Here is a 16,239-nt window from a genome sequence, read left to right as displayed (position 1 = left end):
GGTAGTGCCGGCAGCGCGAACAGCCGCCGCGCATTCTCCGTCGTGGCCTGGGCCACCGCGTCCAGCTCCATCCCGCGCAGCGCGGCCACGTGGCGGGCGATGACCGCCAGCCGCGCCGGTTCGTTGCGCTGGCCGCGGATGCCGGCGTCAGGCTGGTCGGGCGCGTCGGTCTCCAGCAGCAGTTGTTCCAGCGGCATTTCGCGCACCAGCCGCTGCAGGCGCTGCGCGCGGTCGTAGGTCAACGGGCCGCCGAGCCCGAGCAGGAAGCCCTGCCTGTGCAGTTGCGCCGCCTGTTCCGGACTGCCGGAAAAGCTGTGCACCACGCCGCGCAGGCCGCCGATGCGACGGATCGCGGCGATCACCACGTCCACCGCGCGCCGCGCATGCACGATCACTGGCAGCTCGAACTCACGGGCCAGTTGCAGCTGGCCGATGAAGTACGCCTGCTGCGTCTCGGCATCCAGGCCTTCGACAAAGAAGTCCAGGCCGCATTCGCCGATCGCGCAGGGGCGTTCGCGCTCGATCCACTCGCGCAGCAGCGGCAGGTGGCCGGGCCGGTGCTCGGGCAGGAACATCGGGTGCAGGCCGTAGGCCGGGTACAGCCCCGGCGCCTGCTGGCAGACCTCCCGCAGCTTCGGCCAGCTGGCCGCCGTCACCGCCGGCACCACCTGCAGGCGCACGCCAGCGGCCTGCGCGCGTGCGATCACGGCGGCGCGGTCACTGTCGAACCCGCCGGCATCGAGATGGCAGTGGCTGTCGACCAGCAGGCTCAACGCTGTTCCAGCGACGGCGGCGCTGTGGCGGTGTTGCGGCTTTTCCAGTTGGCCAGCAGCAGGGTGCCGAAGCCGAGCACCAGTTCATCGACGAACGGGATCGGGTCGGGGATGAACAGGGTCAGCACGAACAGGCCTGCGGTGAGCTTGAACAGGGTGGGGTAGCGCAACCGGCGCGCCCATTGCAGTACCGGCAGCAGCATCGGGTTGGCCATGGCGGGGGTCCTCCTGGGGAATATGCAAACGCTACCACGGGCCCAGCATTTCCCGATGCTGAATGGGTTACGGGAATGAGCAGGAAATGTGGAGATTCCGTTCAGGCAGCGCATGCTGCAATCTGGTCCGAGAACGTTGCGGATGGTCCGCAAGGAGCAGGTCATGAAAAGCACAACTACAACTGTCCTGGTCGCAGCGGGCGCGCTGCTGGTCGGTGGTATCGCCACCGCCGCCTTCATGAAGAGCGGCGACACGTCGCCTGATTCCATCAGCGCCGGAACCCCCAATGGCAAATCGCGCCTGGTCGATGGCAACGCCACTGACGATGGCGCGCGTGGTGACACGCTCGACCCGTCGGCACCGCGTGGGCTGGAATATGCCGATGTGCTGAAGGTCGACCCGATCACCGAGAAGCAGAAGGCCTACGCCACCGTGATCGGCACCGATGCGGTGCGCGAGACCTCCACCACGCAGACACCGCATGAAGTCTGCCAGGACGTGACGGTGCAGGAGCGCCTGCCGGAACGTGACGGCAACGTCGGCGGCACCGTGGTCGGTGCCGTGGTGGGTGGCCTGCTGGGCAACCAGGTCGGCGGCGGCAACGGCAAGAAAGCCGCGACCGCAGCCGGTGCCGTGGCGGGTGGCTTCATCGGCAACCAGATCGACAAGCGCCATGTGGGGGGCCGCGTGGTCAACCGCACCGAGCGCCAGTGCCACACCGAGACCGCGACCTCCGAGTCGAGCCGCGTTACCGGCTACAACGTGACCTATCGCAACGAGGACGGCACCACCGGCACCATGCGCATGGCCAGCAAGCCGGGCAACCGCATTGCCATGGGTACCAACGACGTAGTGAAGGGTTACAACGTGACCTACCGCTACGACGGCGCCGAGAAGACCGTGCGCATGGACAACAAGCCGGCCAGCGATCGCCTGCCGGTGGTCGATGGCCAGCTGGTCACGCAGACCGCTGCCGCCGGTGCCACTGCGGCCACCACGCGCCAGTAGTCTGGAAGCAGCATGCAGTACCCCACGGGCCGGCTCATGCCGGCCCGTTTCGTTGCAGCCGGCGAAATTCATCCGTGCGGAGCGCGAATCCACCATCATGGACGCTTCCTTCGACATGGAGCCGGCATGAGCATTTTCGACCTGCGCATCGAAACAGAGCGCCTGATCCTGCGCCCACTGCTGCGCGAGGACTACGAACCCTACCTGGCGTTCTGCGCCGACGAGGAAACGATGCGCACCCTCGGTGGCGTGCAGCCGCCTTCGGTGGCCTGGCGTGGCTTCTGCAGCCTGGCCGGCGCCTGGCAGCTGTTCGGCTTCTCGATGTTCAGCGTGATCGAGAAATCCAGCGGCGACTGGATCGGGCGCATGGGTCCCTGGCAACCGCAGGACTGGCCTGGTACCGAGGTCGGCTGGGGCATCCGCCATGCCAGCTGGGGCAGGGGCTATGCGCCGGAAGCTGCGGTCGCCGCGATCGACTGGGCGTTCGACACGCTCGGGTGGGATGAGGTGATCCACACCATCGCCGAGAACAACGACAACTCGCGGGCGGTCGCGCGCAAGCTCGGCAGCACGATGCTGCGCATGGGGGAGCTGCCAGCGCCGTACAACGACAAGCCGATGCAGATCTGGGGCCAGTCGCGCGAGCAGTGGCGGCAGCGCCGTTCGCCGTTGTAGAGCCGAGCCCATGCTCGGCTGCATTGGGCGAACAGCAGCCGAGCATGGGCTCGGCTCTACGCCATGCCCGCCATGCTGCACCCGCGCTTGGCATTCACAGACGCGCTTGCCAGACTGCACGCAGCCGGCCGCCGGCCGGATGTGATGGAGCAGGCAATGGTGGAAGAGCGCGTCCCGCTGACGGTGCATGGCATGTCGGTCTCGGGCAATTGCCACAAGGTCCGCCTGCTGCTGGAGCAGCTCGGCAGCCGTTACCGCTGGGTGGAGGTGGACAGTGCCCACGGCCAGACCCATACCCCCGAATTCCTGGCGCTCAACCCGAATGCCAAGGTGCCGCTGATCGTCCGCGACGATGGCCGCGTGCTGACCGAATCCAACGCGATCCTGTTCTGGCTGGCCGAAGGCACGCCGTACCTGCCCACCGATGGCTGGGAGCGCGCGCAGGCGTTGAGCTGGATGTTCTTCGAGCAGTACACGCACGAGCCGTGCGTGGCAGTGGCGCGCTTCATCCGCGGCTGGACCGCACCCGATTCGCCGCGCCGCGCCGAACTGCCGCGCCTGCATGAACGCGCCGCCACCGCGCTGGCGGTGATGGAGCAGCACCTGCGACAGGCGCAGTGGTTCACCGGCAGCGGATACGGCATTGCCGATATCGCCCTGTTTGCCTATACCGATGTGGCGGGCGAGGGCGGCATCAGCCTGGAGCCGTTCCCGGAAGTTCGCGCCTGGCTGCAGCGCGTGCGTGAGCAGCCGCGCTTCCTGCCGATGCCGGCAGTGACCGCCGAAGTGCGCTCGCGATTCGAGGCCGCGTGACTCTCACCAAGGTGACCCCCACAGGGTAGCGCCGGGCGATGCCCGGCGGAATGCAACAACGACACGGAGGGTGTTCGATGTTCGCTGTGGTTCCAGATCCGATTCCCGCACGCATGCGCGTGCTCAACCGCGCCGAAGTTTGCGACGTCAACTTCCTCGATGCGGTGCGTGGCTGGCGCGGCACCCCGCGCCAGCGCCCGGCACCGGATGCGCCGATCCTGCCGGGCAGCACGCTCAGCGCTGCGGCCTTCGGTGAGCTGTTCGATTCGCAGCTGGCCAGCCGCCAGCTGGACCTGATGGCACGCGTGCTGCGCGTGCAGAACAAGGTCTTCTACACCATCGGTTCCTCCGGCCACGAAGGCAACGCGCTGCTGGCGCGGGCCTGCCGGCATACCGATCCAGCCTTCCTGCACTATCGCTCCGGTGCTTTCATGGCCGAGCGTTCGCGCCAGGTGCCGGGCATCGATCCGCTGCGCGATGCCGCACTGTCCTTCGCCGCCAGCGCGGATGATCCGGCCAGTGGTGGCCGCCACAAGGTGTGGGGCAGCAAACCGTTGTGGGTGCTGCCGCAGACCTCGACCATCGCGTCGCACCTGCCGAAAGCGCTGGGCACCGCGCTGGCCATCGAGAGCGGCAAGCGCCTGGGGCAGCCGTTGCCGATCCCGGCCGACAGCATCGTGCTGTGCTCGTTCGGCGACGCCTCGGCCAACCATGCCACCGCGCAGACCGCGTTCAACACCGCGATGTGGTCGGCCTACCAGAAGCTGCCGGCACCGATCCTGTTCGTCTGCGAGGACAACGGCCTGGGCATCTCGGTGAAGACCCCGGAAGGCTGGATTGCCGAGCGCTTCAGCCGCCAGCCGGGGCTGGACTATTTCTTTGCCGATGGCCTCGACCTGGCCACGGGGCACGCCCAGGTGCAGGCCGCGGTGCAGCACTGCCGGCGCACGCGGCGGCCGACCTTCCTGCATCTGCGTACCACCCGCCTGATGGGCCACGCCGGCACCGATTTTGAAGTGGAATGGCGCGCGTTGCCGGAGCTGTGCGCGGCCGAGGCGCAGGATCCGCTGCTGCGCTCGGCGCAGATCGCGATGGAGTCGGGCTGGATGGATGCGGCCGCCATCGAGGTCGCCTACGAAACGATGCGCGCGCGCTGCATGGCCGCGGCGGTGGATGCCGAAGGCCGCCCGACGCTGCAGTCACTGCAGGAGGTGATGGCGCCGCTGGCGCCGTACACGCCGGCAGCGGTACAGGCCGAAGCGCAGCGTGAGGCACCGACCGAAGTACGCGAAGCCGTATACGGCGGTGCGGACGCGTTGCCGGAGCGGCAGGCACCCCGGCACCTGGCCATCCAGATCAACCACGGCCTGCTGGAGCTGCTGGCCAAGTATCCGCAGAGCCTGCTGTTCGGTGAGGATGTGGCGCAGAAGGGCGGTGTCTACACCGTCACCAAGGATCTGCTGCGCCGCTTCGGCCCACGCCGGGTGTTCAACACCCTGCTGGACGAAACCATGATCCTGGGCATGGCGCAGGGCCTGGCCAACATGGGCATGCTGCCGATTCCCGAGATCCAGTACCTGGCCTACCTGCACAACGCCATCGACCAACTGCGCGGCGAAGCGTGTTCGCTGCAGTTCTTCTCCAATGACCAGTACCGCAACCCGATGCTGGTGCGGGTGGCCGGGTTGGGATACCAGAAGGGTTTCGGCGGCCACTTCCACAACGATAATTCGATCACGGCGCTGCGCGACATTCCCGGCCTGGTGGTCGGTTGCCCGTCGCGTGGCGACGATGCGGTGATGATGCTGCGCACGCTGGCGGCGCTGGCCCGGGTGGATGGACGTGTAGCGGTGTTCCTGGAGCCGATCGCGCTGTACATGAGCAAGGACCTGCATGAGCCGGGCGATGGCCAGTGGCTGTTCGACTACCCGGCCCAGGGCCAGGCGCTGGTACCGGGCGAGGGGCGGGTCTATGCGCCGGAGGCAGGCGACCTGGTGGTCTACACCTATGGCAACGGCGTGCCGATGGCGCTGCGCGCGGCGCGGGCAATCGAGCAGCAGCTGGGCTGGCAGGTGCGGGTGGTCGACCTGCGCTGGCTGGTGCCACTGGATGCAGGTTTCATCGCCAGCCAGGCGGCCAGTGCACGGCGGGTGCTGGTGCTGGACGAGGGTCGCCACAGTGGCGGGGTGGGCGAGGGCGTGGTGACCGCACTGGTCGAGGCCGGTTTCAGCCATCTGCCGCTGCGCCGGGTCTGCGGTGCCGATACCTATACCCCGCTGGCGGGGGCAGCAATGTTCGGGCTTCCAAGCGACAATGCGGTGATTGGCGCCGCCCTTGAACTGGCGCAGGAACCTTGATGCATGTGTGGATTGGCAGGAATGTTGTTGCCGGCGCCTGTGGCGTCGGCCGAGGTGCTGCAGGCGCAGGTCCTGGCCATGGGCGAGGCGCTGCACCACCGCGGGCCGGATGATGGCGGCAGCTGGGTCGATGCCGGGGCAGGCATCGCGCTGGCGCACCGCCGGCTGAGCATTCTCGACCTGTCGCCGCTGGGCCACCAGCCGATGGCCTCGTCCGATGGTCGCTACGTGATGGCCTACAACGGCGAGGTCTACAACTTCGCCGCCCTGCGTGCCGAACTGGAGCCGCTGGGGCACACCTTCCGTGGCCACTCCGATACCGAGGTGCTGCTGGCAGCGATCCTGCAATGGGGCATCGAGGACACCCTGCAGCGCTGCAACGGCATGTTTGCCATCGCGCTGTGGGACCGCCAGGAGCAGTGCCTGTGGCTGGCCCGTGATCGCGTCGGCAAGAAGCCGCTGTACTACGGCTGGGCCGGTGACACTCTGGTGTTCGGTTCCGAGCTGAAGGCGCTGTGGCAGCACCCGGCCTTCGACAACGACATCGACCGCGATGCACTGACCCTGTTGCTGCGGTTGGACTACATTCCGGCCCCGCACAGCATCCACCAGCGCTGCTACAAGCTGATGCCGGGCCGCGTGCTGCGACTGGATGCCGAAGCCGTAGCGGCGGGTGCATCGGCGCACCGCCCGGAACAGGCGCAGCGCCCCTACTGGGATGCGCGTGCACGCATGCAGGCGGCGTTGGCCGCGCCGTTCCAGGGGCGCATCGAGGAAGCCGAGGAGCAGCTGGACGGGCTGTTGCGGGACGCGGTGGCGCTGCGCATGGTGGCCGACGTGCCGGTGGGCGTGTTCCTGTCAGGTGGCACCGATTCGTCGCTGGTGGCCGCGCTGATGCAGGCACAGAGCGGACAGCCGGTGCACAGCTTCAGTATCGGCTTCACCGGTTCGGGCCACGACGAGGCGCCGTTGGCCAGGGAACTGGCTGCGCATCTGGGCTGTGACCACACCGAACTCTACGTCAGCGGTGCCGATGCATTGGCGGTGGTGCCGCAGTTGCCGGCAATGTTCGACGAACCCTTCGCCGATGCCTCGCAGGTGCCGACCGCACTGGTCGCCCGCCTGGCGCGGCAGGGCGTGACCGTCGCGCTGTCCGGCGATGGTGGCGACGAGCTGTTCTTCGGCTATACCCGCTATGTGCGCGCGCTGCGCAACTGGCAGATGCTGGGCCGTGTGCCGGGGCCGCTGCGGCGCTGGATGGGCGCACGCTCCCAGCAGCAGGGCGAGGCCTCGCGTACCGGCGGCCTGGCCGCGCTGTTGGCCGAGTCCGGCGCGCGTGGCATCGGCGACGTGTACCGCAACCGCATCTCGCGCTGGCGCGACCCGGCGGCGGCAGTGCCCGGGGCGCAGGCCGCGGGCAGCTTCTATGACCTGGCCGACCCGTTGCACGGTGCCGGCACACCGGCCGACGCGATGATGCTGGCCGATTACGTGACCTACCTTCCGGATGACCTGTTGTGCAAGGTCGACCGCACCTCGATGGCGGTCAGCCTGGAAGCACGTGCGCCGCTGCTGGATTCACGCGTGGCCGAGTTCGCCTGGTCGCTGCCGCTGGGCTTCAAGCGCAGTGAAACCACCAGCAAGGTGCTGCTCAAGCGCGTGCTGGGCCGTTATGTGCCGCAGTCGATGGTGCACCGGCCCAAGCGTGGCTTCGGCGCGCCGGTCAGTGACTGGCTGAAGGGAGACCTGCGGCCATGGGCCGAAGACCTGCTGCAGCCGGCGCGGCTGGAGCGGGAGGGCGTGCTGTCGGCGGCTGCGGTACAGCCGCTGTGGCAGCAGTTCCTCGGCGGCCAGCGCAAGTGGCATACCCATCTGTGGAACGTGCTGATGTTCCAGGCCTGGCAGGCACATTGGCGGCAGGTGCGTGCGGGCGTGACGGGCGGCTGATCTTCACCGGTCTGCAAGGGCCCGGCGACTAGGCTGGGTCTCCCGCACCATGAGGAGAATGTCCCGATGTCCGTCCCCACCATCGCCGTGTTCGTCGGCAGCCTGCGCAAGGAGTCCTGCAACCGCAGGCTGGCCCACGCGCTGGAGAAGATCGCCGGCGACCGTGCACGCTTCCAGTACGTGCAGATCGGTGATCTGCCGCTCTACGACCAGGATTTCGATGGCCAGTACCCGCCGCAGGGCACCCGGCTGAAGGATCAGGTGCGCGCCGCCGACGCGGTGCTGTTTGTGACCCCCGAATACAACCGGTCGGTGCCGGGCGTGCTGAAGAACGCCATCGATATCGGCTCGCGTCCGTATGGCGACAGTGCGTTTGCCGGCAAGCCCGCGGCGGTGATCGGCGCCTCCATCGGCCAGATCGGCACCGCCGTGGCCCAGCAGCACCTGCGCAACAGCCTGGCCTTCCTGGACATGCACGTGCTCGGCCAGCCCGAGGCGTTCATTCATTTCAAGGACGGCCTGATCGATGCCGATGGCACGATCCACAACGAAGGCACGCAGAAATTCCTGCAGGGCTATGTGGACCGCTTCCTGGCGCTGATCGCGGTTCACGTCAAGGGCGATTGACGCCAGCGGTTGCCACCCCCATCTGCGATAATGCCCGCTCGGGTGCCGCAACGGCGCCCGTCGCAGGCAGTGCGACGCCCCCACGCCAATCTGGCCAGGCACCGGCGGATATCCCCCGTTTCTCCACGGCTTATCCACAGGCTTGTCCATCGCCGCCGGGGTCGGCGCATGCCTACACTCGTCCGGCCCACTTTTGCAGGAAACACCGCAGCATGTCCGCTCGCCCCGGCTTCCGTTCCAACCGCAGAGAGCGCGGTGATGGCTTCGATCGCGATCGCGACGAGTCGCGCATCGACCAGTTGCGGGTACCGCCACATTCGGTGGAAGCCGAGCAGGCGGTGCTGGGTGGCCTGATGCTGGCCCCGGAGGCCTACGACCGGGTCAACGACCAGCTGACCGAAGGTGATTTCTACCGTCGCGACCATCAGATGATCTATCGCGCGATCCGCGAGCTGTCCGAGCGCGAGCGGCCGTTCGATGCGGTGACCCTGGGCGAGTGGTTCGAATCGCAGGGCAAGATGGAACTGGTGGGCGATGGTGCCTATCTGATCGAGCTGGCCAGTACCACGCCGTCGGCAGCCAACATCGTGGCCTACGCCGAGATCGTGCGTGACAAGGCGGTGCTGCGGCAGCTGATCCAGGTGGGCACCGACATCGTCAACGATGGTTTCCAGCCCGAGGGCCGTGAGAGCAGCGAGCTGCTGGCGTCGGCGGAAAAGAGCGTGTTCGCCATCGCCGAACAGGGCGCACGCGGCCGTACCGATTTCGTGGCGATGCCCGGTGCCCTGAAGGATGCCTTCGAAGAGCTGCGCAGCCGCTTCGAGAACGGCGGCAACATCACCGGCCTGCCGACCGGCTACAACGATTTCGATGCGATGACCTCCGGCCTGCAGCCGACCGACCTGATCATCCTTGCCGCGCGCCCGGCCATGGGCAAGACCACCTTCGCACTGAACATCGCCGAGTACGCGGCGATCAAGTCGAAGAAGGGCGTGGCGGTGTTCTCGATGGAAATGTCGGCATCGCAGCTGGCGATGCGCCTGATTTCCTCCAACGGCCGCATCAACGCGCAGCGCCTGCGTACCGGCCAGCTGGAAGACGAGGACTGGAGCCGCGTCACCAGCGCGATCAAGATGCTGAAGGAAACCAAGATCTTCATCGACGACACGCCCGGCGTGTCGCCGGAAGTGCTGCGTTCCAAGTGCCGCCGGCTCAAGCGCGAGCATGACCTGGGCCTGGTGGTGATCGACTACCTGCAGCTGATGAGCGTGCCGGGCAACAGCGAGAACCGCGCGACCGAAATCTCGGAGATCTCGCGTTCGCTGAAGGGCCTGGCCAAGGAACTGCACGTGCCGGTGATCGCGCTGTCGCAGCTCAACCGCTCGCTGGAAACACGTACCGACAAGCGTCCGGTGATGGCCGACCTTCGCGAATCGGGCGCAATCGAGCAGGATGCGGACATGATCGTCTTCATCTACCGCGATGATTACTACAACAAGGAAAATTCGCCGGACAAGGGCCTGGCCGAGATCATCATCGGCAAGCACCGTGGTGGCCCGACCGGTTCGTGCAAGCTGAAGTTCTTCGGCGAATACACCCGCTTCGACAACCTGGCCCACGATTCGGTCGGCTCGTTCGAGTAACAGGCGTGCCGGCCGCTGGCCGGCAACCACCCCACGGCCGGCAAACCATTCAAAACGCCAATCTTCCGTATGTGGCGTGTAAATGACATGTAACGCGACGCTTCTACGATTCCGCCGCTGCTGCCCTTCGACGCCGCCCTTCGGCGTCCAGCGTGCCCGAGGAATCCGCCCCCATGCCGTCCCACGCTCCGCTCCGCCGCAATCTGCTGGCCCTGCTGGTCTGTGCTTCGCTGCCGTCGCTGGCTGTCGCTGAAACCGCCCCCGCCATCGACACACCGTCGGCCACCACGCTCGATTCGATCTCGGTGATCGGCCGCGGCGAAGCCCGCCAGGTGCAGCGTGTGACCGCCGAGGACCTGAAGATCCTGCCGCCGGGTGCCAACCCGCTCAAGCTGCTGGCGACCAAGCCGGGTGTGCATTTCGAATCGGCCGACGCCACCGGTGCCTACGAATGGTCCACCACCATCAGCCTGCGTGGCTTCAACCAGAACCGCCTGGGCTACACCCTTGATGGCATCCCGCTGGGCAACATGGCCTACGGCAACAGCAACGGCCTGCACATCAGCCGCGCGGTGATCAGTGAGAACCTGGGCGGTGCGGAGGTCTCCACCGGCATTGGCGCGCTGGGTACGCCGTCCACCAGCAACCTTGGCGGCGTGTTCCAGTTCTACTCGATCGATCCGTCCACTGAATACGGCGTGGTTCTGGCACAGGGCTTCGGCAGCGACAATGCGCGCCGCAGCTATGCGCGCCTCGACACCGGCGACCACCAGGGCTTTGCGGCCTACCTGTCCGGCGCGTACTCGGAAGGTGACAAGTGGAAGGGCAAGGGCTCGCAGGAGCTGAAGCAGTTCAACGGCAAGGCCACCTACAACTTCGGAACGGACAGCAGGATCACCGCGCTGTTCAACGGCTCGCGCCGCGTCGAGGCCGATTACCAGGACCTGTCGCTGGAGATGATCGATCGCCTCGGCTGGGACTGGGACAACTACGCGCCGGACTGGGATCGCGCGGTTGCCGCGGCACGCGGAAAGTACACGGGTGGCGTCAACAGCCCGTGGGATGCGTACTACTCCGGCCACGGCCTGCGCAACGATGACCTGTCCAGCATCGCCGGCGATTTCGGCCTGAACGATTCGATGCGGTTGAAGGTGAATGTCTACAACCACAGCAACCGCGGCCAGGGTCACTGGTTCAGCCCGTCCAATCCGTCCAACCCGGGCACCAGCCGCGAGATTCCGATCTCGATCCGCACCACCGAGTATGCGATCGACCGCACCGGTGTGACCTCGGCGTTCACCTGGAACGTCGGTGGCCACGAACTGGAAGCCGGCCTCTGGTACGAGGACAACGGCCACAGCGTGCAGCGCAACTTCTACTACATCGACGGCCCGATCACCGACGACTTCTTCCTGCGCAACCCGGATCAGCGCGTGTGGCACCAGCGCTACACCACCATCACCCGCCAGTTCTACGTGCAGGACCGCTTCCGCCTGTTCGATGACCGCCTGACCATCGACATCGGCGCCAAGTCGCCGCACACCCGCACCAGCGTGCGCACGCCGCTGGGCAGCTATGCCAACAACAGCAGCCTGACCTCGAAGAAGGGCCTGCTGCCGCAGGCCGGCTTCAACTTCAAGCTCAACGAAGGCAACGAGATCTTCGGTTCGTTCGCCAAGAACGTGGCCGCGTACGCGCTGGGCGTGGGCAGCCCGTTCAACGTGCCGCAGGCCGCGTTCGACGCCAGCGCGCAGAGCCTGAAGCCGGAACAGTCGCGCACCATCGAACTGGGCTGGCGCGGCTATGGCCAGGGCTATGAAGCCTCGGTGGCGGTGTACGACGTCAAGTTCGACAACCGCCTGCTGGCCATCGCGCAGTGCGTGGGCATCCTCGGTTGCCCGGCGCTGTTCTCCAACGTGGGTTCGGTGACCAGCCGCGGCGCCGAGGCGACCCTGCAGCTGAAGCCGATGCAGGACCTGACCTGGTCCAACGCACTGTCGTGGAATGACAGCACCTACGACAACGACTACGTGAACAACGGTGTGGTGCCGACCCGCGGCAAGACGACCGTCGACACCCCGGAATGGATGTTCGCCAGCACCCTGGCCTGGACGCCGGGCCCGTGGGACCTGCGCCTGGCCGCCAACCATGTCGGCAAGCGTTACGTGACCTATACCAACGATGTGTCGGTGCCGAGCTACTGGCTGGTCAACGCCTCGGTGGCCTATGACTTCGGCAAGCTCGGCCCGGCGCAGAACCTGACCGTGGCGCTGAACCTGACCAACCTGACCGACAAGCGCTACCTGTCCTCGATCAACACCAACGGCACCTACGCCGCCGATCCGACCCGCAGTCTGGCGACCATGCAGGTCGGCGCGCCGCGGCAGGTGATGGCCACCGCTACCGTGCACTTCTGATGCGCGGGCCTGTGGATCCGGAAAGCCGTCGTCGCCTGCTGCGCATGGCGTGGCAGGGCACGGGGGCGGCGATCGCACTGGCGGCGATGCCGGGGCTGGCCACGGCCGGCCCGCGGCCGCGGCTTGGCCGTGATCCGTTCACCCTCGGTGTCGCTGCCGGTGATCCGGATCCGCAGGGTGCGGTGTTGTGGACGCGACTGGCGCCGGACCCGCTCAATGGCGGCGGCATGCCGTCGCGGGCAGTACCGGTGCGCTGGTTCGTGGCCGAAGACCCCGGCATGCGTCGGCTGGTGCAACGGGGTGTCGCTGCCGCTGTGCCCGAGTTGGCCCATTCGGTGCACGTGGAGGTCAACGGCCTGCGCCCAGGCCGCGATTACTACTACCGTTTTGCCTGCGACGGTGACGAGGAAAGCGCGGTCGGCCATTTCCGTACCGCGCCGCTGCTGGACACGCAGCTGCAGCAGCTGCGGCTGGCCCTGTGCACCTGCCAGGCCTGGAACAGCGGCTACTACCCGGTGCTGCGCGACATCGCGCAGAGTGACGTCGACCTGGTGCTGCATGCCGGCGACTACCTGTACGAATACAGCCCGCTGCAGAACGCGCGCGACAGCACGCTGGATGCGGCGCGCTTCAGTGGCGAGACGGTGAGCCTGGAGCGCTACCGCGACCAGTACGCGCTGTACAAGCTCGATCCCGACCTGCAGGCCGCGCACGCCGCACACGCGTTCGCAGTGATCTGGGACGACCACGAGGTGCAGAACGATTACTCCGGCATCCATCCTGAGAAGCCCGGCGTCTCGGCCGAAGACTTCATCGTGCGGCGCGCGGCGGCGTATCGTGCGTTCTACGAACATCTGCCGATGCGCAGCACGCCTGCTGGCAATGGCGGCCTGCGTGTACACCGGCGGCTGCGCTATGGCAATCTGGCGCAGCTGACGCTGCTGGACTGCCGCCAGTTCCGCCCGGCCAATCCCTGTGGTGTAGGCGAGTCACCGCGCTGCGAAGCGGCCCTGGATCCGCGCAAGAGCATGCTCGGTACGGGCCAGGAGGCGTGGTTCGCGCAGTCGATGGCCGCCGCGCAGGGCACGCGCTGGAACGTGGTGGTGCAGCAGCTGCTGATGGCGCAGCTGCGGCTGGACGGTGGCACGCCACGCGAGCGCTTCTGGAACGATGCCTGGGATGGCTATCCCGCCGCACGCAACCGGCTGCTGCAGGCCTTGCAGGCGGGCGGGCGGGGCAATGCCATCGTGCTCGGCGGTGACTGGCATTCCACTTTCGTCAACGACCTGAAGCTGGATTTCGACGCGGCCCGCGCGCTGATCGTGGCCACCGAATTCATCGCCCCGGCGATCAGCAGTGGCGGCGACGACACACCGTACGGTCCGTACTACGGTCCGTCGATTCCGCAGAATCCGCATATCCGCTACTTCGACGGCGACCGCCGCGGCTGGTGGAAGCTGCAGCTGAACCGGCAGGCCGTGGATGCCGAACTGCGCTTCGCCGACAGCGTGCTGCGCGCGGATGCCGCAGTGCGCACCGCGGCGCGCTTCCAGGTGGCCCATGGCCGCCCGGGCGCGGTGCAGCTCCTGTAGAGCCGAGCCCGCGCTCGGCTCTACAACAGCGCTGGATCGGTTTCATCGCCCCCAGCCCGGTTTCGTCGCAAACCGTTTGCCGGCGGTGGGGCGGGGCGCCAAGGTGTCCGCAGGCGGCAGGGTGCCGCCACAAGGAGACCGTGATGAAGACCCTGTTCGCGCTCGGTGTGTGGTGCCTGCTGTTCGTGCTGTGCTGGCCGCTGGCGATCCTTGCCCTGATCGCCTGGCCGTTCGTGTGGCTGCTGAGCCTGCCGTTCCGTCTGGTCGGCATCACCTTCTCGGCGCTGTTCGCGTTCCTGCGCGCGCTGTTCATGCTGCCGGCACGGTTGCTCGGCGGCGGGCCGGTTGCCGCATGAGGGTCATGCTGTTGACCGCTCTGGCACTGATCGCTGCGCCCGCCGTGGCTTCACCTCCAGCACCGCCATCGGTGTGGCTGGAGCGCCAGCAGACCGCTGCGGCTGACGAGGCGAATGCTGCAGCGGTTTCTGTGCCGAAAGCCAAGGAGCGCTGCAAGGTGGTGAAGGAATGGAAGATTGGTGAGGCCGTAGTGCAACACCGCATCTGCGACGATCCGCCGAAGAAGCCGGCTGCCAAGGTGTAGAGCCGAGCGTGGGCTTGGCTCTAAACGAAAATGGGCAACAAAAAACCCCGCCGAGGCGGGGTTTTTCGTCTGCAGGCGCGTGCCGACCAACGGTCGGCACCTACCCGGATGCCGATCAGTTCGCCTTGTGGATGGCGCGCTTGCTGACCGCCATTGCCGCGTCGTGGATCACTTCCGACAGCGACGGGTGGGCGTGGCAGATGCGGGCCAGGTCATCGGCCGAGCCACTGAACTCCATGGTCAGCACGCCTTCGTGCACCAGTTCGGAGACGTTGGCGCCGACCAGGTGCATGCCGAGGATGCGATCGGTTTCGGCATGGGCCAGGATCTTCACGAAGCCTGCCGGTTCGATCATCGCCACGGCACGGCCGTTGGCGGCGAACGGGAAGCTGCCGGCCTTGTACGGAATGCCTTCGGCCTTCAGCTGGGCTTCGGTCTTGCCGACCCATGCCAGTTCCGGCTCGGTGTAGATGACCCACGGAATGGTGTCGAAGTTGACGTGGCCCGGCAGGCCGGCGATCAGCTCAGCCACCGCGATGCCTTCCTCGAAGCCCTTGTGCGCCAGCATCGGGCCGCGCACGCAGTCGCCGACCGCCCACACGCCATTGACGCCGGTGTGGCAGTGCGCGTCGACTTCGATCTGGCCACGCTCGTTGATCTTGACGCCGGTGCCTTCCGCCAGCAGGCCCTTGGTGGCGGCGCGACGGCCGACGGCCACCAGCAGCTTGTCCACGGTCAGGGTCTTTTCGCCTTCGCTGTCGGTGTAGGTGACAACGACTTCCTTCTTCTTGCCCTTGCCGGTGATCTCGGTCTTGGAGACCTTGGCACCGAGACGGATGTCCAGGCCCTGCTTCTTGAATTCCTTGGCAGCGGTCTTGGCCACTTCGGCGTCGGCCACGGCCAGGAACTCCGGCAGTGCTTCCAGGATGGTGACTTCAGCGCCCAGGCGCTTCCACACGCTGCCCAGTTCCAGGCCGATCACGCCGGCGCCGATCACCGCCAGGCGGTTCGGCACTTCGGTGAAGTCCAGGCCGCCGACGTTGTCGACGATGGTCTCGCCGTCGAACTTGGCGAACGGCAGTTCGATCGAGTCCGAACCGGCCGCAATGATGACGTTGGTACCCTTCAGCTCGACGATGGAACCGTCATGCTGGGTGACCTTGACCACGTTGCCCGGCTGCAGTTCGCCGAAGCCGTAGTAGGCGGCGACCTTGTTGGCCTTGAACAGCATGCCGATGCCGCCGGTGAACTGCTTGACGATCTTGTCCTTGCGGCCAATCATCGCCTCGACGTCGATTTTGGCATCCTTGAAGCTGATGCCGTGGTCGCCAAAGATGTGGCCCATGTTCCAGAACTGGCGCGAGGAATCCAGCAGCGCCTTGGACGGGATGCAGCCCACGCGCAGGCAGGTGCCGCCGAGGGCCGGCTTGCCGTCCTTGCCCAGCGCTGCGTCGATGCAGGCGGTCTTCAGGCCCAGCTGGGCCGCGCGGATGGCAGCGTGGTAACCGGCCGGGCCGGCACCGATGACGACGACGTCGAATTGTTCAGCCATTGAATTATTCCTTGATGC

General features: G+C 66.9%; 13 protein-coding genes and 1 pseudogene. 11 read left to right on the top strand and 3 right to left on the bottom strand.

Annotation, left to right across the window (positions count from 1 at the left end):
- Positions 1–2: 2 nt before the first annotated feature.
- Positions 3–773, bottom strand: a pseudogene (locus tag FQS62_RS14835) (TatD family hydrolase); the annotation flags it as partial.
- Entirely contained in the window at positions 770–988 is a 219-nt protein-coding gene (locus FQS62_RS14830; RefSeq protein ID WP_010486812.1) for a DUF6116 family protein, read from the bottom strand. The pseudogene FQS62_RS14835 and the gene FQS62_RS14830, both read right to left, overlap by 4 nt.
- A gap of 163 nt (positions 989–1,151) precedes the next feature.
- Between FQS62_RS14830 and FQS62_RS14825 the strand changes: the two genes are divergently transcribed.
- The 11 genes from FQS62_RS14825 (at position 1,152) to FQS62_RS14775 (ending at position 14,669) form a co-directional block, all read left to right on the top strand.
- Positions 1,152–1,997, top strand: coding sequence for a glycine zipper 2TM domain-containing protein (locus FQS62_RS14825; protein ID WP_208043033.1), 846 nt, complete (start codon positions 1,152–1,154; stop codon positions 1,995–1,997).
- 126 nt (positions 1,998–2,123) lie between these two features.
- Complete coding sequence (locus tag FQS62_RS14820) at positions 2,124–2,672, top strand: GNAT family N-acetyltransferase (protein ID WP_049434866.1); 549 nt, start codon at positions 2,124–2,126, stop codon at positions 2,670–2,672.
- A gap of 156 nt (positions 2,673–2,828) precedes the next feature.
- Positions 2,829–3,485 (top strand): glutathione S-transferase family protein, encoded by a 657-nt coding sequence (locus FQS62_RS14815; RefSeq protein WP_029380098.1) that lies wholly within the window; start codon positions 2,829–2,831, stop codon positions 3,483–3,485.
- Between the two features lie 77 nt (positions 3,486–3,562).
- Positions 3,563–5,842, top strand: coding sequence for a transketolase C-terminal domain-containing protein (locus FQS62_RS14810; RefSeq protein WP_208043422.1), 2,280 nt, complete (start codon positions 3,563–3,565; stop codon positions 5,840–5,842).
- 3 nt (positions 5,843–5,845) lie between these two features.
- The gene (gene asnB, locus FQS62_RS14805) at positions 5,846–7,789 is read left to right on the top strand and encodes an asparagine synthase (glutamine-hydrolyzing) (RefSeq protein ID WP_049449183.1); all 1,944 of its coding nucleotides are present in this window, start codon (positions 5,846–5,848) and stop codon (positions 7,787–7,789) included.
- Positions 7,790–7,855: 66 nt separating this feature from the next.
- Positions 7,856–8,416 carry an NADPH-dependent FMN reductase gene (locus tag FQS62_RS14800; RefSeq protein ID WP_049449181.1) on the top strand — a complete coding sequence of 187 codons (561 nt, stop codon included), beginning with the start codon at positions 7,856–7,858 and terminating at the stop codon, positions 8,414–8,416.
- Positions 8,417–8,628: 212 nt separating this feature from the next.
- Positions 8,629–10,059 (top strand): replicative DNA helicase, encoded by a 1,431-nt coding sequence (locus FQS62_RS14795; protein WP_010486827.1) that lies wholly within the window; start codon positions 8,629–8,631, stop codon positions 10,057–10,059.
- 173 nt (positions 10,060–10,232) lie between these two features.
- On the top strand, positions 10,233–12,476 hold the full coding sequence (locus FQS62_RS14790; RefSeq protein ID WP_208043421.1) for a TonB-dependent receptor family protein: 2,244 nt from the start codon (positions 10,233–10,235) through the stop codon (positions 12,474–12,476).
- Complete coding sequence (locus FQS62_RS14785) at positions 12,476–14,068, top strand: alkaline phosphatase D family protein (protein ID WP_208043420.1); 1,593 nt, start codon at positions 12,476–12,478, stop codon at positions 14,066–14,068. The genes FQS62_RS14790 and FQS62_RS14785 overlap by 1 nt, the downstream gene beginning before the upstream one ends.
- A gap of 143 nt (positions 14,069–14,211) precedes the next feature.
- Positions 14,212–14,424, top strand: a complete 213-nt coding sequence (locus tag FQS62_RS14780) for a hypothetical protein (RefSeq protein WP_005410275.1) — start codon at positions 14,212–14,214, stop codon at positions 14,422–14,424.
- 5 nt (positions 14,425–14,429) lie between these two features.
- On the top strand, positions 14,430–14,669 hold the full coding sequence (locus tag FQS62_RS14775; protein ID WP_226053668.1) for a hypothetical protein: 240 nt from the start codon (positions 14,430–14,432) through the stop codon (positions 14,667–14,669).
- A gap of 115 nt (positions 14,670–14,784) precedes the next feature.
- Here the strand turns inward: FQS62_RS14775 and lpdA are convergent, their stop codons facing one another.
- Positions 14,785–16,221 (bottom strand): dihydrolipoyl dehydrogenase, encoded by a 1,437-nt coding sequence (gene lpdA, locus FQS62_RS14770; RefSeq protein WP_010486837.1) that lies wholly within the window; start codon positions 16,219–16,221, stop codon positions 14,785–14,787.
- Between the last annotated feature and the right edge of the window lie 18 nt (positions 16,222–16,239).

Origin of the sequence: Stenotrophomonas sp. SBJS02, from assembly GCF_020428325.2 — a bacterium.
Taxonomy (GTDB): domain Bacteria; phylum Pseudomonadota; class Gammaproteobacteria; order Xanthomonadales; family Xanthomonadaceae; genus Stenotrophomonas; species Stenotrophomonas africana.
This window is presented reverse-complemented; position numbering and strand designations above follow the sequence as displayed.